Source organism: Rathayibacter sp. KR2-224, from assembly GCF_049446075.1.
Classification (GTDB): Bacteria; Actinomycetota; Actinomycetes; order Actinomycetales; family Microbacteriaceae; genus Humibacter.
In genome coordinates this window covers 1,981,685-2,002,765 of sequence record NZ_JBMSEB010000001.1, presented here as the reverse complement: position 1 = coordinate 2,002,765, position 21,081 = coordinate 1,981,685, and the positions used below count along the sequence as shown (strand labels likewise).

Genomic DNA, 21,081 nt, shown 5'->3' with positions numbered 1-21,081 from the left:
ATCCGCGGGCCGCTTGCATAGAAGCGTGAACACGACACCAGCCACTCAGGCGCGGGCCGGCCACGCCACCGGCGTGCGGCCGCCCGTCATCCAGCTCACCGGATTGCGTAAGACGTTCGGGGCCATCAGGGCCGTCGACGGCATCGACCTGACCATCCGCGCGGGCGAGGTGGTCGCGCTGCTCGGGCCGAACGGTGCAGGCAAGACCACAACGATCGACCTCGCCCTCGGGCTCGCAACGCCCACGGAGGGCACCGCGGTCCTGTTCGGCGACGCACCGCGCGCGGCGATCAGCGCCGGACGCGTGGGCGCGATGCTCCAGGGCGGCGCGCTGCTGCCCGACCTCACCGTCGGGCAGGCGGTCGCGCTCGTCGCGGCGGCGCACAGGCATCCGATGCCGGTGTCCGAAGCGCTCGCTCGCGCCAAGTGCACCGAGATCGCCAAGCAGAAGGTCAGCAAGCTCTCCGGCGGGCAGGCGCAGCGGGCGCGGTTCGCCGTGGCCATCGTCTCGAACCCCGACCTGATGTTCCTCGACGAACCGACCGCCGCCATGGACGTCGAGGCGCGCCGCACGTTCTGGCAGTCCATGCGCGAGTTCACGGATGCTGGCCGCACGGTCGTCTTCGCCACGCACTACCTCGACGAGGCGGATGCCTACGCCGACCGCATCGTCATGATGGCCGGCGGGCGCGTGGTCGCCGACGGCACCCCGGGCGAGGTGAAGGCGGTCGTGTCGGGCAGGCGCATCAGGGCATCCTTCGACTTCGAATGGACGCCGGCCGTCGAGGCCGAGCTGTATGAGCTGCCCGGCGTGCGCAGTGTGGAGCGCAGAGGCGACGTGCTGTCCCTCGTGAGCGACGACTCGGACGCCGCGCTGCGCACCCTGCTCTCGAACCACCGCGACATTCACGACATCGAGGTGACCGCGCACTCCATGGATGACGCGTTCCTCGCATTGACCGCGTCGGCCGCCGGCACCGCAACGATCGGAGATCCCTCATGAGCATCGCCTACCTGGGACTCGAGTCCCTGCGTCAGCTGAAGAATGTGCGCTCGCTCGTCTTCACCTTCGCCGTGCCACTGGCGATGCTGCTGCTGTTCGGCGGCGTCTACGGCGCGAACGGCGCGTTCGACAGGGTCACCGGGCTGCCGTGGATCATCGTTACGACCGTGCAGATGGCCGGATACGGCGGCATGATGGCGGCGCTCGGCCAGTCGTTCACGATCGTCACCGAGCGTTCGGTCGGCTGGAACCGTCAACTGCGTCTCACCGCCTTGAGCGGGGTCGGCTACCTCATCTCAAAGGTCGCCGCCGCACTCCTCATCGCCCTGGTCAGCATCGTCGCGCTCATCGTCATCTCTGTGCTGGTCTTCCACTCGTCGCTCAGCTTCGGCGGCTGGGCCATGGCAGCGCTCGGGCTCTGGCTCGGCGTCATCCCGTTCGCCTTGATCGCCATCCTGATCGGCCAGTTCGCGAAGCCGCAGTACGCGCAGCCGCTGTTCATGGTGATTTTCCTCGGCATGGCCATCCTCGGCGGACTCTGGGTTCCGCTGTCGATCCTGCCCGGCTGGATGACGAACATCGCCCAGGTCGTGCCGTCGTACTGGCTGAACCGCCTCGGCCAGATGGGCGCCCACCTCTCCGGCGACGTGCTCGAGCCCATGCTCGTCCTCCTCGCCTGGACCGTCGTGCTCGGAGCAGTCATCGTCTGGCGCTATCGGAGGGATGCGGCACGGCAGTGACGGCCGCACCTACGCTGATGGACGTGACGCAGAGCGAACGGATGCCCGGCAGCAGGCATCCGTTCGCCGTGCTGCGGGAGGCCGTCGCGCTGCGCTTGCGCTCACCCGGCGCGCGCAGGTGGTACTTCGGATCGCTGTGGGGCCTCGCCTACCTCGCGATCCCGATCATCCTCACGTGGGTGAGCGGCGCGAATCCGGTGTCGGCAACGCTCCTCACGATCCACGTCGTCGTACTCGGCGTGGTGTACGTCGTGCTACCGCCGCTCCTGTGGGGCAGGCCGTGGCAGATTGCCGCCGTGGCCTACACGGCCTTCCTCGCTTACACGTGCCTTGCGATCCCGCTGATCGGTGTGAACACGGTGTGGCTGTGGCTCTACGTGCCGATCATGGCGGCGATGAGCTGGCTGCCGGCGACCTTCACGGTCGTCACCATCGCGGTCGTGCTGCTGGCGCAACTCGTGGTGGTCAGCGCGACCGACTCGTTCGCCGACTACTGGTACGCGATGGCCCTCACGGCATCCATCTCGGTGATGATGCTGACCTTCGGAGAGCAGATCAAGGCGATCAGGCGGCTGCGGGATGCCCAGGGCGAGATCGCGAGACTCGCGGTCGTTGACGAGCGCGAGCGTTTCGCACGAGATATGCACGACGTACTCGGGCACTCGCTCACGGTGGTCACGGTGAAGAGCGAGCTCGCCCGCAAGCTCGTCGCGCGCGATCCGGAACGCGCAGAGGCGGAGCTCGCCGACATCGAGCGGCTGGCGCGCGCCGCGCTCGCCGATGTGCGGGCATCCGTCGCCGGGTACCGCGCGATGACGCTCGAGACCGAGCTGTCGGCGGCCAACGCCGCGCTCGTCGCGGCCGACGTGGTGCCGCACCTGCCGGCATCCGCCGACGTCGTCGCGCCCGAGCTGCGCGAGACGTTCGCCTGGGTGCTACGCGAAGCCGTCACGAACGTGGTGCGGCACGCGCGAGCGAAGAACTGCTGGGTGGCGCTCGAGAAGCGGGCCATCATCATCGGCGACGACGGCCTAGGGATGCCCGGCTCGGCCATCGCAGCTCGCTCCTCCGGACCGGCGAGCGAATCAGCAGACGGGCACGGCCTTGTCGGCCTGCGCGAGCGCGTGGCGAAGGTGGGCGGAGCCGTTCGGATCGAGCCGGGCGAAGACGGCGGCACGCACGTGATCGTTCGGGTTCCAGTGCGAGGAGTGTCGTGAGCGATCCGATCCGGCTGCTGCTCGCCGACGACCAGGCGCTCGTACGCGGTGCGCTCGCCGCACTGCTCGAACTCGAGCCCGACCTCACGGTGGTCGCCCAGGTGGGACGCGGCGACGAGGTGCTCGACGCTGCACGCGACTCGAACGCGCAGGTAGCCCTGCTCGACGTCGAGATGCCGGGTCTCGACGGTCTCGCTGCGGCCGAACTGCTCCACAACAGCCTGCCGCAGTGCCGCTCGCTCATCGTCACGACGTTCGGCCGGCCCGGATACCTGCGCCGCGCCATGCAGGCCGGAGCGAGCGGTTTCGTGGTGAAGGACACGCCTGCTGCGCAGCTTGCCGATGCCGTTCGCCGAGTCGCGCAGGGGCTGCGCGTCGTGGATCCCGCGCTCGCGGCCGAATCGCTGGCATCCGGTGTCTCGCCGCTCACCCAGCGTGAGACCGAGGTGCTGCGGGTGGCAGCACGAGGCGGCACCGTCAACGAGATCGCAAGGGAACTGCACCTCTCGCAGGGCACGGTGCGCAACCACTTGTCCGCGGCCATCGGCAAGACCGGAGCCCGTAACCGAGCGGATGCCGCCGCGCAGGCATCCGCCAACGGCTGGCTGTAGGGCGCCCACCGCGGGATAGTAGCGCCGAAGGAACCGCCCTACCGCGGGTTGGGTAGCGCCGAAGGCGCGTATCGAAACCGCGTACCGCTAGGGGGTTCGGTCAGGCTTGCACGTTCGCCGAAAGGTTGCCGGCCGCCCAGCGCCCGAGCTGGTCGAGGATCGGCAGGAGCCTTTCGCCGCTGTCGGTCAGGGTGTACGACACCGCGACGGGCGGCCCCGGTGACACGGCACGAGTGACGAGCCCGGCGTCGGCGAGCTCGGCGAGACGGTCGGAGAGCACGGCGTCGCTGATGCCGGGCACCGCGACCCGCAGGCCGCCGAAGGTGCTGGCGCCGTTGCCGAGGGCCGACACGATCATGCCGTTCCAGCGCTTGCCCAGCACCGAGAACGCGAGGGTCACGGCCGCGTCGCAGGTGCCGTGCTCCTCCTCGATCGATGCCATGCGTCCATCGTAACAAGTGCTAGGTTCTCCGGAGGTACTCTCTTTTTAAGAGTTACTCGTTAATCACGAAATGGAGAAATCATGCAGCTGTTCCGTCTTGATGCCAGCATCCTGCCAGCGACGTCGGCGAGCCGGTCATTGGCCGACCTCGTCGAGGCCGAGTGGCTCTCGACCCACCCCGACTCGCACGTCGTACGACGTGACCTCGCCGTCGAGCCGGTTCCGGCCACCGCGTGGGCTGACGTCGTGACCTCGGGCTTCGTCGAGGAGGCCGAGCGAACGGACCGCCAGCGCGCTGCCCGCGCCCTTGCCACCGAGATCGCCGACGAGGTGATCACCGCTGATGCGCTCGTGTTCGCAGTTCCCCTGTACAACTACGGGGTCTCCCAGCACTTCAAGACCTGGTTCGATCTTGCGTACACGGATCCTCGCATCGATCCTCAGGGCACGGCGCTCAACGGCAAGCCCGCGACCCTGGTCACAGTTCTCGGTGGGAATTACGTGCCCGGCTCGCCGAAGGAGGGGTGGGACCACTCCACAGGGTGGCTGCGCCGCGTGCTCGAAGACGTCTGGGGTCTTGACCTGCGTGTCGTGCAGCGCCCGTTCACCCTGGTCGGCGTGAATCCGGCCCTCGATGCTTTCACCGACGTGGCGGCCGAACTCAAGCAGAACGCCGAGACGGATGCGGTGCGATCCGGGCAGGAGATCGCCAGGCTGGCTGCCGCGAGTTGAGTAGCGCCGGCCCCACCCCGCTCAGTACTCGATGCGTCCGTGCCGGTCGTGGAACTCGCCCGTCGGCCCGTCGGCCGACAGCAGGGCAAGGGCCACGGTGGCGTCGGTTCCCTCGGTGACGCTCTGGTGGCCCCTGTGGCCGTTCAGGTCGGTCGCGGTGTATCCGGGATCGCTGGCATTGATGCAGAATTCGGGCAGGTCCTTCGCGTACTGCACGGTGAGGGCGATGACCGCCGCCTTGGACGCGGCGTACGGGATGCCTCGAACGGCGAACTCGTCGTGATCCTCCGCTACGAGAAAACGCGGCCAGCCGACACCGGACGCGACGTTGACGATGACCGGATTGCCGGACTGCCGCAGGAGCGGCAGAGCCGCCTGGGTGACGCGCACGAGACCGATCAGGTTCGTGTCGAGCACGCTGAGCATCGCGGCGGGATCGAGATCGTCGATACCCAGGCTGCTACCGAGGATGCCTGCGTTATTGATTAGCACATCGAGCTCGGGCAGGCTTCCGATCGCCGCATCGATGCTCGCCTGGTCGGTGACGTCGAGCTGCACGGGTTGGGCTCCGAGAGCGCGTGCGGCGTCACCGCTTGCCGTGTCGCGCATTCCGGCGAAGACGATGTGGCCCGCGTCGATGAGGCGGCGGGCGGTTTCGAGACCGAGACCCTTGTTGGCCCCGGTGATGAGTGTCGTTGTCATGAGTTCAGGTTGCGACCGGGGCGCGCAATCACCCAGGCATGCTCGAACGGTGGGACCGCCAGTACCACGATCGCGTGGCGACGACGCAGCAGGATTGTCTTCATGAGCGAATTCGCCAGCGTGCTGAGATCCTGGCGCGCTCGGCTGGGCCCGGCCGACGTCGGGATGCCCGTGGGCGGGCGGCGACGTGCGAAGGGGCTCAGACGTGAGGAGCTTGCAGCCCTGGCCGGTGTGAGCGTCGACTACATCGTTCGCCTGGAGCAGGGGCGCGCGACGAATCCGTCTCCGCAACTGCTCGCGGCACTTGCCGTGGCGCTGAGGCTGTCCGACAGCGAGCGCGACCACCTTTACCGGGTCGCAGGAGCCGCGCCGCCGGACCGCGGCCTGGTTCCGCGGCACATCGGCCCGGGCGTGCAGCGCATCGTGGACCGACTGAGCGACGTGCCGATGGCCGTCTTCACGGCGACCCACGACATCCTGCTGTGGAATCCGCTCTGGGCGGCCGTGACGGGCGACCCATCCCGCTTTGTGGGCATGGACCGCAATCTCGTCTGGCGGTACTTCACCCGGGGACACGAGGGCATCGAGTACGACGACGAGCACGAGGAGGAATTCGCGAGCGATCTCGCCGCTGACCTTCGATCGGCGCTCGGCCGGTACCCACACGACGACAGCCTCGTGCACCTGGTCTCGCGGCTGCGCGCCGAGTCTGCGGAATTCGAACGCCGGTGGAGTCAGGCGCGGGTCGCGGAGCACAGGTCGAGCCGAAAGACGATCACCCCCACCGCTGCCGGCCCGATCACGGTGGACTGCGATGTGCTGGCGGCACCGGGAAGTGACCTGCGGATCGTCGTCTACACCGTCACGCCGGGCAGCGCGGACGAGGCGCGGCTCGACCTCTTGCGGGTGACGGGATTGCAGACGTTCGCGACAGCTGGGGATGTCACGGCCGGTTGAGCCGGAGCTGGGCGGGTTTCGATACGTGCGCTTCGCGTGCTACTCAACCGGCGGTGCGGGGCTTCGCGTGCTACCCAACCGGCGGTGCGGGCTTCGCGTGCTACCCGGCCGGCGGTCGTCAGGGCCGCCGACAACGCAAAACGCGCACCCCGTTCGGGATGCGCGTCGCGTTTGCCGCCCACGACTCAGCCGGCCGAGCGCTCCTGGTGCTCGAAGTCGTCGTCGCGCGGGGCTTCTGCCTCGTAGTCAGCCCATGCCGCGTACGGGTCGTCCTCGTGCGAGTGACCGGTGAGCTCGCGCTCGAGCTGGTTGTAGTCGACCGTGGGGCTGTACGACTTCAACTCCCGAGCGATCTTGGTGTGCTTTGCCTTCTGACGGCCGCGCCCCATGCGAGACCCCCTCACGATGACAGGCCCGGGGCGATTCAAGCGCGCGCGGGACTTTGGACGGGAAACGAAAACTAGCGGCAAGTTTAGCATGCGGCCCCTGATCAACCGGGGTCCACGTTCCCAGTGCCGCATGATGGTATATACCGTGTCTCCAGTCCCCGCTCGCACCCAGGTGACCGTGGTCGGGGCCGGCCAGGCGGGCCTCGCGGTCGCCTACTATCTGCGGCGATTCCAGCTCGAGCCCGACGTGGATTTCGTGGTCGTCGACCGAGGTCCTGGCACGGGCGGTGCTTGGCAGTTCCGCTGGGATGCCCTTCGGCTCGGCACCGCGCACAAGGTCAACGACCTGCCGGGCATGACCGAACTCGGCATCAGCTTCGAGACCGCCGACCGCACGCTGCCGGCCAAAGACATCGTGGCCGGGTACTACAGACGGTATGAGGACCACTTCGGCCTGAACGTGCATCGACCCGTCGGTGTCACGTCCGTCGTGAACCGGGGCGCCGACCTCGTCGTGCAGCACAGCGAGGGCGAGATCGCCACACACGTGCTCGTGAACGCCACGGGAACCTGGGGCTCGCCCTTCGTCCCGTACTACCCGGGCGCCGGTACATTCCGCGGACGGCATGTGCACACGAACGGGTACGTGTCGGCTGAGGAGTTCCGCGAACAGAGCGTCGTCGTTGTCGGCGGAGGCACGAGCGCGGTCGGCTTTCTCCTCGAACTGGAGGATGTCGCGGCATCGATCTCGTGGGCATCCCGCCGCCCCGTCGACTTCAGCACCGACCACGTTCGCACGATCGAAGGCGGCGTCGCAGTGGTGCGCGACGCGGATGCCGCCGCCCGAGCCGGACGGATGCTGCCGAGCGTCGTGAGCTCGACGGGCGTTCCGCTCACGCGCAGGGTCGCGGCGGGCATCTCCCGCGGGCTCCTCAAGGAGCGCCCCATGTTCGAGCGGGTCGAGCCGGAGGGCGTCAGGTGGCGCGACGGCTCGTTCACGTCAGCGGACGTCATCATCTGGGCCACCGGCTTCCGCCCGGAGCTGCGCCACCTGGCCCCGCTCAAGCTCCGCGAGAAGCAAGGCGGCGTCTCGGTAGAGTCCGGCCAGGTGTGGACCGACCCGCGCGTGTTTCTCGCCGGATACGGGCCATACGCCTCGACGCTGGGCGCCAACCGCTCCGGACGCGTCATCGCGCGTCAGATCATGGCGCTGCTGTAGCCGTACCGCCGCGCGCGTCAGCGCGGCGAGACCTCTGCCGCCTCGCCGTCGGTTCGCACCACGAACTCCCGCCTGCCCACCCGCAGCCCGGATGCCTCGATGCGGCCGGTCGCAGGGCCGGGCGTCGCGACGAGGTCGCCGCCGTCTGGCCGCAGCCCGAGCTGTGTGCCGAGCACGGCGATCGCCGCTGCCGCGGACCACGCCTGGGGACGGCAGGCAGCCGGATACGGGGGTGGGGAGCTGATGTGGCGAGCCGAATCGCCGGAGTGCAGCTCGGGCATCCTGAAGTCGAATGCCTCGGCCGCACGAAGCAGGCCTTCGACGAGGCCGTCCGCCCGCTCCACCATGCCGGCGCGAGCGAGGCCCGTGATGGCGATGGCGGTGTCGTGCGTCCACACCGAGCCGCCGTGGTAGCTGAGCGGCCAGTACCCGGAGGAGTCGGTGGCCATGGTGCGCAGCCCGAAACCGGAGTCCAGGCGAGCGGAGACCAGTCGATCGGCGACCTCGCGCTCCTCGTCGGCAGTGAGGATGCCCGTGCCGAGCAGGTGACCGATGTTGCTGGTGAGCGTGTCGACGCGCCGCTTGCTCGCGTCCAGCGCGACGGCCGGATAGCGGCCGCCCTGCGGGTCGTCCACCCAGAACGCCGCCGCGAACCGCTCCTTGAGCCTTGCCGCCCACGCGCGCCATTCGTCAGCACCTTCTCGACCGAAGTGCTCGAGAAGGTCTGCGCCGTGCACCGCGGCCTCGTACGCATATGCCTGCACCTCGCATAGCGCGATCGGACCCTCGGCGAGCGTTCCGTCGCGCCATTGGATCGAGTCGCCCGAGTCCTTCCACCCCTGGTTGGCCAGGCCGTGACCGCTCGTGTCGACGTACTCGAGGAAGCCGTCGTCGTCGCTGTCGCCGTGGTGGCGCATCCACTCGAGCGCGGCCTCGAGGTTGGGCAGCAGGATGCGGATGCCGTCCTCAGGCGCGCCCCAGCGCCACGCATCGTGCAGCAGGCATACCCACAGGGGAGTCGCGTCGATCGTGCCGTAGTAGAGGGGTGCGAGCCGCACGCCCTCGCCAGGCAGCGCGAGCTCCGCCGCGCGCAGCTCGTGCATGATCTTGCCCGGCTGCTCAGCCGTCTCGGCGTCGGTGGTCGTGCCCTGGGCTGCAGCCAGCACGCGCAACGTCGACAGGGCGGGCGCCGTGGACAGCGGAAGTAGAAAGCGCGCGGCCCAGATGGAGTCTCGGCCGAACAGCGTGAAGAACCACGGCGCTCCCGCCGCCAGGAACTCCTCGCCAGGGGCGAGCGACGACGTCATGCGCAGCGCGTCGAGATCGGACAGCGCGGCGTTCACCCACCTGGACAGGCGCGTGTCGCCCGCCTCGACCGAGACATCGTGCCACGCCGAGTCGCCCGAGGCGCCCGCGACGACCGCCGAGGCGTCATTCAATTCGATGCGCCACTCGAGCACTGACGTTCCCTCCGGCTCGAGCGCGACGTTCCACTCCGCGACCGCGCCCGCCTCCGTCGGCCGTAGCGAGGCATCCGCGGCCTGGATCGTGGCCGTCGTCGGGCCGCTCGTCCACGTGATGCCGGCCGTGTCGGCTTCGGTGGTCCACTCCTGTGTCGAACGGATGCCGGCCTTCACGTCTTGCATCGGGGCGAAGTCGGGTCGCAGCTCCACGGCGACCCGGGCGCGCACGGGCACGTCGCGCGCCGAGCGGATCTCGACCCGCTCGAGCACGGCATCCGCCTTCACCTCGCGCGTGCGATCGATGCGCACCCTAGGGTCCGCGCCCTCGCCGTCCAGGTGCCTGAGAACGCCCGTGAACGTCACAACGGATGCCCCAGGCTGCGCCACCGAGATCCACTCCGGCCGCTCCCCGTCCACCGTCAGCTCCACGCCGCCGAGAACTCGCACATCGCCGTGATACAGCCCGTGGATGGGGGCCGATCCGGCGTCCCCGCCGTGGTCGGACCACACCTGTGTCGGTGCCCGGAGGGCGATGATCTGGTCGTTGAGGAATGGTTGACGATGGTGCTGCATGCTTCCCTTCGGTGTCACTATTCCTTCACCGCTCCCTCGCTGGTGTTCATGATGCGGCGCTGGAAGATGAAGAACACGACGGCGACCGGAATGGTCATGATGGCGGCCGCCGCGAGCTTGAGCGGATATTGGGTGCCTTGGCTGAGCGCGCCGCTGGCGAGCGATGCCACTCCCTTGGTCAGCGTGGTCAGCTGCGGGCTCTGCGTGGAGATGATGAAGTGGCTGAGCTCGTTCCACGAGCCCTGGAACGACAGGATCACGATCGTGATCAGCGCAGGGGTCGCCATGGGCAGCACGACCGACCAGAACACCCGGAACGTGCCGGCGCCGTCGATGCGAGCCTGCTCCTCCACGCTCGCCGGTATGGACTCGAAGAAGTTCTTCATGATGAAGACACCCGCGGCGTCGACCAGCAGCGGCAGGATCATGCCCGCGTACGAGTCGTAGATGCCCAGGGTGTTGATCACCAGGAACTTCGGAATGAGCAGCACCACGAGCGGCACGCTCATCACGGCGACGAGGCCCGCGAACACAACGTTGCGGCCGCGAAAGTGCAGACGCGCGAGCGCATAGCCGGCCAGCGAGTCGAAGAACACGCGTCCGATGGTCACGAACACCGTGACGATCACCGAGTTCTTGAACCAGAGCGGAAAGTCCGAGTTGACGAACAGCTTCTGGTAGGCGGCGGTCGTCCAGGTCTGCGGAACCAGTGAAGCTGCGTTCGACGCGGCATCCGGATCCGTTTTGAACGAGGTGACCACCTGGATCAGGAACGGGTAGATGTAGATCGCCGCGATCGCGATCAGCACCACGTACAGCACGAGGCGACCGGCCATCATCTTGCCGCTCACGCGCCGCGCCGTGCCTCCACGCGGATGCCCGTTGCCGCCCATCGCAGCGGCCACGACCGGTGCCTGCGTCTGCGTCGACGTCATCGTGCGCCACCTCCCGTGGTCCGCGCGGTCGACGCCGTGCGCGCGGCCATCTCGGGCGAGTACGCCAGCTGCCTGCGCCTCGACACCTTCTTGTCGCGCAGAATCCAGCGCTGTAGCAGGGTGAACGCCACGATGATCACGAACAGGATGAACGCGATGGCTGCGCCCTGTCCCCACGCCTGGTTCTGGAATGCGCTCTGGTACGACAGGTACGCCGGCGTGAGAGTGGTCTTTGCCGGGTTGCCTTGCGTACCGGTGTAGATCTGGTCGAACACCTGCCAGCATCCGATGAGCCCGAGCGTGAGCACCGTGAACAGCGTCGGCCGCAACTGGGGGAGTGTCACCCGCCAGAATCGCTTCCAGCCGCCTGCGCCGTCCATCATCGCCGCCTCGTCGATGTCGGGGCTGAGGTTCTGCAGGGCGGCCACGAAGAGCAGCATGAAGGTGCCGCTCGTCGTAAAGACCGCCATGACGATGAAGGCGAACATGGCGACCGACGGCCCGCCGAGCCAATCCCAGAACGAGACGCCGAGGAAGGAGTTCTGCGTGAGGAACGCCGGCCCCTGGTGCACCCCGAGCGTGGCAAGCCCGTCTTGGACGACCCCGCTCGGCTCGTTGAACCAGTTCGGCCCCTTGATGCCGAGCGAGCCGAGCACCTGGTTGACGGTGCCCGTTGTGCTGAACAGGAACAGCCACAGCACCGTGATGGCCACGGAGCTGGTCACCGACGGAAAGTAGTACGCCGTTCGGAAGAATCCGCGCCCGCGCAGCAGCGCCCTGTTCACCAGCAGCGCGAGCACGAGCGAGAGCGCGGTCTGCAGCGGCACCACGAAGATCACGTACCAGACGTTGTTCTTCAGCGAGGTGCCGAAGTCGCTCTCGGCCAGGCCGCCGCCCGCCAGCAGCTTCGAGTAGTTCTCGAGTCCGACGAAGTGCACGTCCGACGAGAACGGGCTTCCACGTCCGCCCCAGTCGGAGAAGCTCACCCAGAGCGCCATGACCACGGGGATCACGAGAAAGACGCCGAGGATGATGAGCACCGGCGCTGTGAACAGCCAGCCGGACGCCGCCTCGCCGCGCCGGATCCCCCCGAACCCGGCACGACGAGGCGCGTGCGTTGTCGCAGTCATTGTCGCCACTTCGGCTCTACTTCAGCAGCGCTTGGAGGTTGTTCTGCGTGGCGTCGAGGATCGTCTTCGGGTCGTTCGCCTTCAGCTGCCCGATCTTCGAGTCGAGGTCGGCGATGACATCCGATGCGCCCTTCACCGTGGGCACGCCCTTGGCGTACGACGCGGCATCGAGGAACGGCGTGAACTGCGGGTAGAGCTTCTTCCACTCAGAGGCTGCGGACTGGATGGAGGGCATCACGCCGAACGCCTTCGCGAACCCGAGCTGGTCATCCTTGCTCGTGAGCTTCTGCACCAGGTCGAGGGCCGCCTTCTGGTTGGGGCTGTCTGCGGCGATGCCCCAGCAGTTGGTGAACTGCAGCGTGCCCTTGCCCGCTGAGCCGGAAGGAAGCGGCACGACCGTGTACTTCACGTTCGGGTAGTCGGTCTGCATGGCGCCGGAGATCCAGTTGCCCTCGATGGTCATCGCCCCGAGGTTCTTGCCGAACGCCTCGCCGCCCCAGCCGGCTCCCACGTCGGCAGCGAACTTCATGGCGCCGTCGTTGAGCATCTGCTTGGCGAAGTCGAGCGCCTTGACGTTGGCATCGCTGTTGGCCGTCACCTTGGTGCTGGCGTCGTTCATGAGGTTGCCGCCCGCCTCCACCATGAAGGCGCCGAGGCGCTCGTACTGGCCGCTCACCACGAGGCCTGTGCGGCCGTCGGTGCTGAGCTTCTTCGCGACGGCGTCCAGCTGATCCCAGGTCTTCGGGTAGTCGGAGGAGGTGAGGCCGGCCGCCTTCCAGTCGTCATTGTTGATGATCAGTTGCAGCGTCGAGAAGTCCTTGGGCGCGCAGTACAGCTTGCCGTTGTACGTGAAGTTCTTGACGAGCGACGGATAGAAGTCGCTCTTGTCCTTCAGCTGGTCGCCGTACGCGAGCAGCGATCCGTTCGCCGCGTAGCCCGCAAGCGATCCCGTCGACAGGTAGAAGACATCCGCGGGCTTCTTCGCGGCGAAGCCTTGCGCGAGCTGCTGGTCGAGGTTGTTGGTGTTGATCACCTTCGCCCCGGTGCCCGAGGACTTGGACCAGGATGCGACGGCATCCGTCACAGCCTTGGTCTCGGCGTCGCCGCTCGAGCCGATCATGACCGTGAGCGGCTTCTTCGACGAGGTGAGCGACCCGCTCGTCGAGCTTCCGCTGCTGAATCCGGAACCGCAGGCCGTGAGGGCGAGCGCGGTGGCTACCGCGAGCGCGCCCGACGCCAGCCATCGTGTGCGTCTTTGCATTTGTGTGACTCCTCGTGTGCGTGGTCTGGTGCTGAACCGCGCCGCTGCGGGACCTCCGCGTCAGCGCGGCTCTTGAACGATCAAATTCTCCGACGTTGCTGGTTTGATCGTTCAAATGCGTGTACGGTCAAACTAATTCGGCGCGGGATGCCGTGTCAAGCCTCCGCTGACAACGTGAGTGGAGGCGATGCCCGGCCCACGAACGAGACCAGCTTGGCGCGCCGAGACGGTGGTGACGCTCATCGTCCAGGCGTGCGGGTACGGTCTCGGTGACGAGCGCCGACCGCGTTCACTGTGTGGGCGACGGGTAGGGGTGGATCCCAGAACCGACACACCAAGAGCCACGACCGCACCGACGAAGACGCACCGACGGAGAGGAGCAGCAGATGTCCAAGCTGCCTACCGTTCAAGACGTCGCACGTGTGGCCGGCGTCTCGCGTCAGACGGTCTCGAACGTGCTCAATTCGCCGGACATCGTGCGGCCGGACACCAGGGAGCGCGTGCATCAGGCGATCGACAGCCTCGGATACCGACCGCACGCCTCGGCCCGCCGGCTGCGCACGCAGAAGAGCTCGACCATCGGCATCCGCCTCGACCCGATGCTCGACGGCATATCGGGCTCGATCCTCGACCGCTTCCTGCACGCGCTCACGGAGGGCGCGGATGCTGTCGGCCTGCGCATCCTGCTCTTCACTGCGACCGGGCCAGAGGACGAGATCAGGCAGTTCGGCCGTCTCATCGACGGATCCGATGTCGATGCCTTCGTCTTGACCGCCACGTTCCATGACGATCCGCGCACGGAGTGGCTCATCGAGCACGGTCAGACCTTCGTCACTTTCGGCAGGCCGTGGGGCATCGACGACATGAACGATCCGCGCCATGCCTGGGTCGACGTCGACGGGCGCGCCGGTGTACGCGCCGCGACGGAGTCGTTGCTGGAGCGCGGCATGACGCGCATCGGGTTCCTCGGCTGGCCGTCGGGTTCAGACACGGGCGGCGAACGGGAAGCGGGGTGGCGCGACGCCATGACTGCTGCCGGGCTGGCGGATGGGCTGGAGTCGCTGCGCGAGACGGCGGTCGACAGGGTGACGGCCGCGCGAGAGGCATCCGCGCGCCTCCTGGATCGTGTGCCCGATCTGGATGCCGTCGTCGCCGCCAGCGACGGCCTTGCGCTCGGCGCTGTGGTGCAGACGAACGGTGCGACACCGGTGATCGGCTTCGACAACACCCCAGTATCGGAGGCCATGGGGTTCTCGAGCGTGGATCAACGGCTCGAGGAGGTGGCCGGGGCGGTGCTGTCCTTGCTCGTGGATGCCGACCCGGACTCCCCAAGTCACCGCCTGATCACCCCGGAGCTCGTCGTGCGCTCGTCTCACCCTCCGGTCGTGCCGGACCCGCGCTGAGCCAGCCTTCCAGCGCGTCAGCGACCGGCGTTCGTGCGGAGATTCCCTGCGACACCCCGGTCACGTGGCGCGACACGCGGAACCCGACGCGGATCACCGCCTGAGCGCGGCCTGGCACTCAGGTCCGTCGCGGCACCCGATCACGCTCGACCAGGCCGCTCCCGCCCGGACCAGGGGTCGTAGTCGGCCAGCAGCGGACCCTGCGCGGGCCGCTCGCCCTCGGGCACGTGTTGCAGGTTGACCCGCACGCGGTACCAGAGCGAGCTCGAGCCGCGCATGCCGTCGACGAGCTCGTCCGCAGGATGCAGGTGGGCGGCGGCATCCGCATGCTCAGCTTTCCATCGCTCGAGCGCGTCGAGTGCTTCGGGCCTCGTTCTCGTGCGGGCGATCTCGATGAGCGGCATCGCCGAGACGCGACGTCCCGCGCCGTCGCCCGCGCGCGGCGGCTTTTCAGCCGGGCCCATGCGCTCGGCCAGCGCCAGAAGCGCGTCAAGCGAGCCGGCCGCCTTGTCGATGCCTGCATGCGCGTCGCCGCGCTCCGAGAACCGCTGCAGAACGGTGGGAACCGTGAACTCCTCCGGCCTGCGCGACCGCACCTCGTCCCAGTCCAAGGGCGTCGAGACGCGGGCGTCGGGCACCGCCCGCACGGAATACGCGGATGCCACGGTGCGGTCCTTCGCGTTCTGGTTGAAGTCGACGAACACGCTTTCGCCGCGTTCTTCCTTCCACCACCGCGCGGTCGCGAGGCCAGGTGCCCGGCTCTCCACCTCACGAGCCAGCGTCTCGGCAGCCAGTCGCACCGCAGCGAAGTCCCACTTCGGCGCGATGCGCACGAGGATGTGCAACCCGCGCGATCCGCTCGTCTTCGGCCAGCCGACGAGCCCGTGGTCCTCGAGCACCTCGCGCGCGATGAACGCCGCGTCCACGATCTGCGACCAGTCGACGCCCGGCATCGGGTCGAGGTCGACCCTCAGCTCGTCCGGGTGGTCAAGGTCTTCGGCCCGCACGGCATGCGGGTTGAGGTCGAGGCATCCGAGATTCGACACCCACGCAAGGCCTGCGGCATCCCGCACGACGGCCTCCTCGGCCGAGGTGCCGCTCGCATAGTGCAGCGTGGCGGTGTCGATGTACGACGGATGCCCGTCCGGCACTCGCTTCTGGAAGAACGGTTCGTGAGACAGCCCCTTCACGAACCGCTTCAGGACCATGGGGCGGCCGCCCGCTCCGCGGAGCGCACCGTCGGCGACCGCGACGTAGTAGCTGGCGAGGTCGAGCTTTGTCAGGCCAGGCTCGGGGAACACCACCTTGTCCGGATGCGAGATGCGCACCTCGTGCCCGTCGACCTCGAGGAACGTCTCGGACTTCGCGCTCATGCTGCCAAGCTAGGCCAGCAGGCCGGGCGCTGCGCATCCCGCGGTGCGTTTCACCTGCAGAAATGGCGCGTTGGGGCGCCCGTGCTCGCCATTTCTGCAGGTGAAACGCGAGGTGTGCTTCAGCGGTGGCTGGCGTGCGTGGGTGTCTTGCGCTCGCCTTGCGCGGGGGACTGCGCATCTGCCTGACCGGAGGCTTCGGTCGGTGTCGGGGCCGTGGTGGAGGCATCCCTCCTGCCGCGTCCCGCTCCGCCGGGCGCTGCGGGAGCGAGAGGACGGCGCGGGACGGCGCGGATCGGCTCGCCTCGGCGGTCCTGTCCGGGCAGCGGCCGCGAGCGACGTCCGTAGATGAGCTCGGAGGAGTCCAGCAGCCACGGCACGAGGGCGATGGTCACGCCGTGCACGAGCATGAGCTGCTTCGAGATGCGGCGGGCCCGGTGGTTGTGCAGGAAACTCTCCCACCAGTGGCCGACGATGTACTGCGGCAGATAGACGGTCGTGACTTCGGAGCCGTGCTCCTCGCGCCGGTGCTTGATGTACTTGATGAGCGGGATGCCGAAGTCGCGGTATGGCGACTCGATGATGGTCAGTGGCACGTGGATGTTCATGTCGCGCCACTGCTTCTGCAGCGCTTCCGTGGACTCCTCGTCGACCGAGATGTGCACGGCCTCGATCGACTGGTGCCGGGCGGCGATGGCGTAGTCGAGCGCTTTCAGCACGGGCTTCTGCATCTTGCCGACGAGCACGACGGCGTGGTCGCCGCTCGAGCCGAAGGTGGTGGTCGGATCCACCTCGACCTCTTTGGCCACGTCGCGGTAGTACCTGTTCACGCCGAGCATGAGCAGGAACAGCACGGGCATCATGATGAATACGAGCCACGCGCCGTGCGTGAACTTGGTGATGGTCACCACAACGAGCACGCTGAACGTGAGCACGGCCCCGAACGCGTTGATGCACAGCGAACGGATGATGCTCACCCGCTCGCGCGCACCGCCTCGCAGCAGCGTGATCCAGTGCTTCACCATGCCGGACTGGCCGAGCGTGAACGAGACGAAGACGCCGATGATGTACAGCTGGATCAGGTTGGTCAGGTTCGCCTGATAGATGATCAGAAGCAGGATCGCAGCGAGCGCGAGCGCGATCACACCGTTCGAGAACACCAGGCGGTCGCCGCGCGTTGAGAGAGCCTTCGGCGCGTACGAGTCGCGCGCGAGAACCGAGCCGAGCAACGGGAATCCGTTGAACGCCGTGTTGGCGGCAAGCAGCAGCACCACCGCAGTGGCCGCCTGCACGATGAAGAACGGGATCGAGTTGTTGCCGAACGTGGCGGATGCCAGCTGCGCGATAAGCGACCGCTGCGGCTGCGTCGCACACTGCTTCCACCCGATGAGGTCGCACGGGTTCTCTGCGTAATGCACGCCTGCGATGAGCGAGATGAGCATGAGTCCCGCGAACAGGAACACCGCGATGCCGCCCATCATGAGCAGCGTGGTGCGAGCGTTGCGGATCTTCGGCGTGCGGAAGGCGGGCACTCCGTTGGCGACGGCCTCGACGCCGGTGAGGGCGGAGCATCCGCTCGAGAACGCCCGCAGCAGCAGAAGAATCATCGCCGCCTGGGCGACGCCTTCGGCCCTGACCTGGTAGTGCGCAGACTCCGCCACGGGCGCCGCACCCACCGCGGTTCGCACGAGCGCCGCGATGATCATGACGGCGATGCTGGCGATGAACGCATACGTGGGAATGGCGAACGCCTTGCTCGCCTCTCGCACGCCTCTGAGGTTCATCGCGGCGATGAGCGCCACGAACGCGACGGCCAGTTCGACCCGGAATCCGCTGAGTTCCGGCAGTGCGGAGATGATGTTGTCCACGCCGCTGGCGACGGAGACGGCGACCGTCATCACGTAGTCGACGAGCAGAGCGGATGCGACGACGACGCCTGCCTTCTCGCCGAGGTTCTTGTGTGCGACTTCGTAGTCGCCCCCGCCCGATGGATACGCCTTGACCAGCTGCCGGTACGAAGCCACCACTGTGAGCAGCAGCACGACGACGGCCAGAGCGATCCACGGGGAGTAGGAGAGGAAGGCCACGCCGCCGATCAGGAGCACCATCATGAGTTCCTGCGGTGCGTATGCCACGGACGAGAGTGCGTCGCTGGCGAAGATCGGGAGGGCTAGGTGCTTCGGAAGGAGCTGGCCCTCGAGCTTTTCGCTGGGTAGAGGTTCCCCGATCAGCCACCGTTTTGCGGAGCGACCGTCTAGCCCGGGAACCCTCCCCTCTGTAGTCACGAGGGTCGACACTACTACCTGGCTAATGCCTGTCAAGCCGGTGCGTCGCCCCGTAAAGGCAACGCACAGCGTTGTATCGGCGCACGTTCGGAGTCGGAGACGAATCGCCCGCCATACCGCGGCTTTCCAGGCACATCGTCGCTGTCGCCGTCCGCCATCGGAGGTAGCCCACCGGACTACCCGAGCGGTCTCGCTGTGGCTTACCCTAAGACCTAGACGAAGGTCTAGTGAAGGAGCCGGATGTCAGTACTACCGTCGCCTGAGCGCGAACGCGTCAGGGGCTCAGGGCGTAGCCAACGGTCCAAGAGCCGCCCCTCGATCAGGCGGCGGGCGCTCACGTTCGCACGCGACGTGGTGATCATCGTCGTCGTCGCCGTTCTGATCTCGTTCCTGATCAAGACCTTCGTCGTGAGGTCGTACTACATACCGTCCGGATCGATGGAGAACACGCTTCGGGTCGACGATCTGATCGTCGTCAACGAGCTCGTGCCGACGGTCGTGCCGATTCATCGCGGCGACGTCGTCGTGTTCCAGGACCCGGGCGGATGGCTGCCGGCATCCGCGAAGGACGGGGTGGCGGCGAATCCCGTCATGCAGGCGCTCACGGATGTCGGCCTTGCGGCACCGAAGACCTCGGACGACCTCGTGAAACGCGTGATCGGCCTGCCGGGAGATCGGGTGTCGTGCTGCAACGGCCTAGGCCAGCTCGTCGTCAACGGCTCACCGCTGGAAGAGCCGTACATCGCCCTCAACGACCCGCTCCCAGGCGGAGCGGACGCCGCTGCAGTGCACTTCGACGTCGTCGTGCCACGAGGCGACCTCTGGGTGATGGGCGACAATCGCTACAACTCGAAGGATTCCTCCCTGAATCGCGGCCTACCCGGTCACGGATTCGTGCCGCAGAGCGACGTCGTCGGCCGCGCCGTGCTGGTGAGCTGGCCGATCGACCACTGGGCGTGGCTATCGGACTACGCGAGCGTGTTCGCAGGCGTGCAACCGAACACCGGTGGGTGAACCGAGACCGCCCGGGCGCAACGACGGCTAACCGTTGAGCCTGCCGAGCAGGTCCTCCCGCAGGCGCCCGAGCCCCTCTCGCAATGCGGCGATCGCACCGGTCGGGATGCCGTCGCGCATGGATGCCTGCCGCAGGTCCGCCCGCACAAGCTGACGGAACTCGTTGAGCACGCTCTCGGCCTCGCGGAGGGCGAGGCGTGACTCCGCGCGCGGGTCGGGCGAGGCATCCGGGTGGCCTGGCGCCGTGCTGCGGGCATCCTGCTTCGCCTCGCGCGCCGCGGCGGCGAGGTCGGCCCTTAGGCTCTTCATCGCCTGGTTGACGCCGGCGCGAACCTCGTCGGCCATGCGGCGCAGCGAGTCCGTCACCTCGTTCTCGATGTCGCCGAGCTCGGATGCCCGTTGCCGCAACTCGTCGCGCCCCGCATCGGTGATCGCGTAGACCGTCTTGCGGCCGACGGTGCTCTTGGTCACGAGCCCTTCCTCCTCCAGCTTCGCCAGCCGGGGGTAGATGGTGCCCGCACTCGGGCTGTACGTTCCGCCGAAACGATCGCTGAGCGCCTGGATGAGCTCGTAACCGTGCCTCGGCGACTCGTCGAGGAGGCTCAGCAGGTAGAGGCGGAGGCTTCCGTGCGAGAACACGGCCGGCGTCATGCGGCGCCGTCCGAGGCGTCCGTGGTGCTCGTCGACGAGCTCGTCGCACCCGCCGGCCGGCGCACGACCGAGATGTTCCCAGAGACGGAGCTCGCCGACATGTCGAGCCAGCGTCCCTCGAGAGAGCCGGTCTGGTGCGTGTAGGTCCTGCCCATGGAGCCGCGCACGATGGTGGTTCCGTCGAGGTGGGCGACACCGCTCACGGTGTTGAGGCGGTAGCGCACCCCCACGTTCTCGTCGAGCCGCATCGTCACGTCGCCCGACACGGTGTTGGTCGTCACCTCGTACGGAATGTCGAAGAGGTCGAGGTAGATGTTGGCGCTCACGCTGTCGACGCTGAACTTCGGCACGCTGCCTGAGACCGTGATGTCGCCTGAGACCGTGTGCGCGGTCACCTCGCCGCGGTGGTCCCGCGCGGTCAGCTCCCCGCTGACCGTGTTGAGGTCGAGGTCGCCGACGAGGCCGTCGGCCGTGATCTCGCCGCTCACCGTGTTGAGCTTGGCGTCGGTGACCAGGCCGCTGACGAGTGCCGTCGCCGAGATGACGCCCAGCTTCAGCTCGACGTCCCTCGGCACGAGGATGGTGACATCGGCCCTCGCCTTGTCGCGCCATGACCGGAACACGTCGATGAAGTTGTCCCAGCGCCACTGCGGGTGGTCGACATCGAGCGTGTCGCCGTCGATAGAGATCTTCAGCTCCTTGCCGGTGACCTCGCTCACCTCGACGCGAGCGGTCGGCTCGTCGTGCCCGATCACGTCGACCTGGCCGCCGATCAGCCCGACCTTGAGCTTGCGCACCACCTCGAAGTCGATCGTCTTCGTCTCGCCCGGCATCACGAGCCAGCGTTCCTGTGCCATGTCGGTTCCCTTCTCTCCTCGCCGTCCCTCGGGACGGTCGGCGCCTTCCGGGCTGCGGATGTGGCGCACTTCGATGTCTGTGGAGAAGCCGTGTGATTCCCATGTGGATCGAGATATATCGCGACTT

The 21,081-nt window shown here is 67.7% G+C and carries 20 protein-coding genes; 9 read left to right on the top strand and 11 right to left on the bottom strand.

Going from position 1 to position 21,081, the window contains the following annotated elements; genetic code table 11:
- Positions 1-25 precede the first annotated feature (25 nt).
- From ACO2Q7_RS09115 to ACO2Q7_RS09100, 4 genes are read left to right on the top strand one after another with little or no spacing between them, the layout of a single operon-like run.
- Positions 26-1,003, top strand: coding sequence for an ABC transporter ATP-binding protein (locus tag ACO2Q7_RS09115; protein WP_423355289.1), 978 nt, complete (start codon positions 26-28; stop codon positions 1,001-1,003).
- The gene (locus ACO2Q7_RS09110) at positions 1,000-1,743 is read left to right on the top strand and encodes an ABC transporter permease (RefSeq protein WP_423355288.1); all 744 of its coding nucleotides are present in this window, start codon (positions 1,000-1,002) and stop codon (positions 1,741-1,743) included. Before ACO2Q7_RS09115 ends, ACO2Q7_RS09110 begins: the two co-directional genes overlap by 4 nt.
- Before the next feature lie 23 nt (positions 1,744-1,766).
- A complete protein-coding gene (locus tag ACO2Q7_RS09105) occupies positions 1,767-2,960 on the top strand; it encodes a sensor histidine kinase (RefSeq protein WP_423355287.1) in 1,194 nt (397 codons plus the stop codon).
- Entirely contained in the window at positions 2,957-3,571 is a 615-nt protein-coding gene (locus ACO2Q7_RS09100; RefSeq protein ID WP_423355286.1) for a response regulator transcription factor, read from the top strand. Before ACO2Q7_RS09105 ends, ACO2Q7_RS09100 begins: the two co-directional genes overlap by 4 nt.
- 100 nt (positions 3,572-3,671) lie before the next feature.
- Here the strand turns inward: ACO2Q7_RS09100 and ACO2Q7_RS09095 are convergent, their stop codons facing one another.
- Positions 3,672-4,013 carry a winged helix-turn-helix transcriptional regulator gene (locus ACO2Q7_RS09095; protein WP_423355285.1) on the bottom strand — a complete coding sequence of 114 codons (342 nt, stop codon included), beginning with the start codon at positions 4,011-4,013 and terminating at the stop codon, positions 3,672-3,674.
- Positions 4,014-4,094: 81 nt separating this feature from the next.
- Here ACO2Q7_RS09095 and ACO2Q7_RS09090 point away from each other — a divergent pair, with 81 nt between their 5' ends.
- The gene (locus ACO2Q7_RS09090) at positions 4,095-4,745 is read left to right on the top strand and encodes an FMN-dependent NADH-azoreductase (protein ID WP_423355284.1); all 651 of its coding nucleotides are present in this window, start codon (positions 4,095-4,097) and stop codon (positions 4,743-4,745) included.
- 21 nt (positions 4,746-4,766) lie between these two features.
- Here the strand turns inward: ACO2Q7_RS09090 and ACO2Q7_RS09085 are convergent, their stop codons facing one another.
- On the bottom strand, positions 4,767-5,447 hold the full coding sequence (locus ACO2Q7_RS09085) for an SDR family NAD(P)-dependent oxidoreductase (protein ID WP_423355283.1): 681 nt from the start codon (positions 5,445-5,447) through the stop codon (positions 4,767-4,769).
- A 102-nt stretch (positions 5,448-5,549) separates the two neighbouring features.
- On the opposite strand from ACO2Q7_RS09085, the gene ACO2Q7_RS09080 reads away from it, so the two are divergent.
- On the top strand, positions 5,550-6,404 hold the full coding sequence (locus ACO2Q7_RS09080) for a helix-turn-helix domain-containing protein (RefSeq protein WP_423355282.1): 855 nt from the start codon (positions 5,550-5,552) through the stop codon (positions 6,402-6,404).
- Between the two features lie 185 nt (positions 6,405-6,589).
- Here the strand turns inward: ACO2Q7_RS09080 and ACO2Q7_RS09075 are convergent, their stop codons facing one another.
- A complete protein-coding gene (locus ACO2Q7_RS09075; protein WP_423355281.1) occupies positions 6,590-6,793 on the bottom strand; it encodes a DUF3073 domain-containing protein in 204 nt (67 codons plus the stop codon).
- A gap of 145 nt (positions 6,794-6,938) precedes the next feature.
- Here ACO2Q7_RS09075 and ACO2Q7_RS09070 point away from each other — a divergent pair, with 145 nt between their 5' ends.
- Complete coding sequence (locus tag ACO2Q7_RS09070) at positions 6,939-8,012, top strand: NAD(P)-binding domain-containing protein (RefSeq protein ID WP_423355280.1); 1,074 nt, start codon at positions 6,939-6,941, stop codon at positions 8,010-8,012.
- A 17-nt stretch (positions 8,013-8,029) separates the two neighbouring features.
- On the opposite strand, the gene ACO2Q7_RS09065 is transcribed toward ACO2Q7_RS09070, so the two are convergent.
- The 4 genes from ACO2Q7_RS09065 to ACO2Q7_RS09050 all read right to left on the bottom strand — a co-directional run bounded on the left by ACO2Q7_RS09065 (position 8,030) and on the right by ACO2Q7_RS09050 (position 13,374).
- On the bottom strand, positions 8,030-10,048 hold the full coding sequence (locus tag ACO2Q7_RS09065; protein ID WP_423355279.1) for a glycogen debranching N-terminal domain-containing protein: 2,019 nt from the start codon (positions 10,046-10,048) through the stop codon (positions 8,030-8,032).
- A gap of 17 nt (positions 10,049-10,065) precedes the next feature.
- Positions 10,066-10,887, bottom strand: a complete 822-nt coding sequence (locus ACO2Q7_RS09060) for a carbohydrate ABC transporter permease (RefSeq protein ID WP_423355996.1) — start codon at positions 10,885-10,887, stop codon at positions 10,066-10,068.
- Between the two features lie 92 nt (positions 10,888-10,979).
- A complete protein-coding gene (locus ACO2Q7_RS09055) occupies positions 10,980-12,113 on the bottom strand; it encodes a carbohydrate ABC transporter permease (RefSeq protein WP_423355278.1) in 1,134 nt (377 codons plus the stop codon).
- A gap of 16 nt (positions 12,114-12,129) precedes the next feature.
- Positions 12,130-13,374, bottom strand: a complete 1,245-nt coding sequence (locus ACO2Q7_RS09050; RefSeq protein WP_423355277.1) for a sugar ABC transporter substrate-binding protein — start codon at positions 13,372-13,374, stop codon at positions 12,130-12,132.
- Between the two features lie 386 nt (positions 13,375-13,760).
- On the opposite strand from ACO2Q7_RS09050, the gene ACO2Q7_RS09045 reads away from it, so the two are divergent.
- The gene (locus ACO2Q7_RS09045) at positions 13,761-14,777 is read left to right on the top strand and encodes a LacI family DNA-binding transcriptional regulator (protein ID WP_423355276.1); all 1,017 of its coding nucleotides are present in this window, start codon (positions 13,761-13,763) and stop codon (positions 14,775-14,777) included.
- 140 nt (positions 14,778-14,917) lie between these two features.
- On the opposite strand, the gene ligD is transcribed toward ACO2Q7_RS09045, so the two are convergent.
- Positions 14,918-16,150 carry a non-homologous end-joining DNA ligase gene (ligD, locus tag ACO2Q7_RS09040; protein WP_423355275.1) on the bottom strand — a complete coding sequence of 411 codons (1,233 nt, stop codon included), beginning with the start codon at positions 16,148-16,150 and terminating at the stop codon, positions 14,918-14,920.
- Between the two features lie 119 nt (positions 16,151-16,269).
- Entirely contained in the window at positions 16,270-18,378 is a 2,109-nt protein-coding gene (locus ACO2Q7_RS09035; protein ID WP_423355995.1) for an APC family permease, read from the bottom strand.
- A gap of 294 nt (positions 18,379-18,672) precedes the next feature.
- On the opposite strand from ACO2Q7_RS09035, the gene lepB reads away from it, so the two are divergent.
- Positions 18,673-19,446 carry a signal peptidase I gene (gene lepB, locus ACO2Q7_RS09030; RefSeq protein WP_423355274.1) on the top strand — a complete coding sequence of 258 codons (774 nt, stop codon included), beginning with the start codon at positions 18,673-18,675 and terminating at the stop codon, positions 19,444-19,446.
- Between the two features lie 27 nt (positions 19,447-19,473).
- Here lepB and ACO2Q7_RS09025 read toward each other — a convergent pair whose 3' ends face one another.
- Both ACO2Q7_RS09025 and ACO2Q7_RS09020 read right to left on the bottom strand, forming a co-directional pair.
- A complete protein-coding gene (locus ACO2Q7_RS09025; protein ID WP_423355273.1) occupies positions 19,474-20,097 on the bottom strand; it encodes a PadR family transcriptional regulator in 624 nt (207 codons plus the stop codon).
- Positions 20,094-20,954, bottom strand: a complete 861-nt coding sequence (locus ACO2Q7_RS09020; protein WP_423355272.1) for a DUF4097 family beta strand repeat-containing protein — start codon at positions 20,952-20,954, stop codon at positions 20,094-20,096. The genes ACO2Q7_RS09025 and ACO2Q7_RS09020 overlap by 4 nt, the downstream gene beginning before the upstream one ends.
- Between the last annotated feature and the right edge of the window lie 127 nt (positions 20,955-21,081).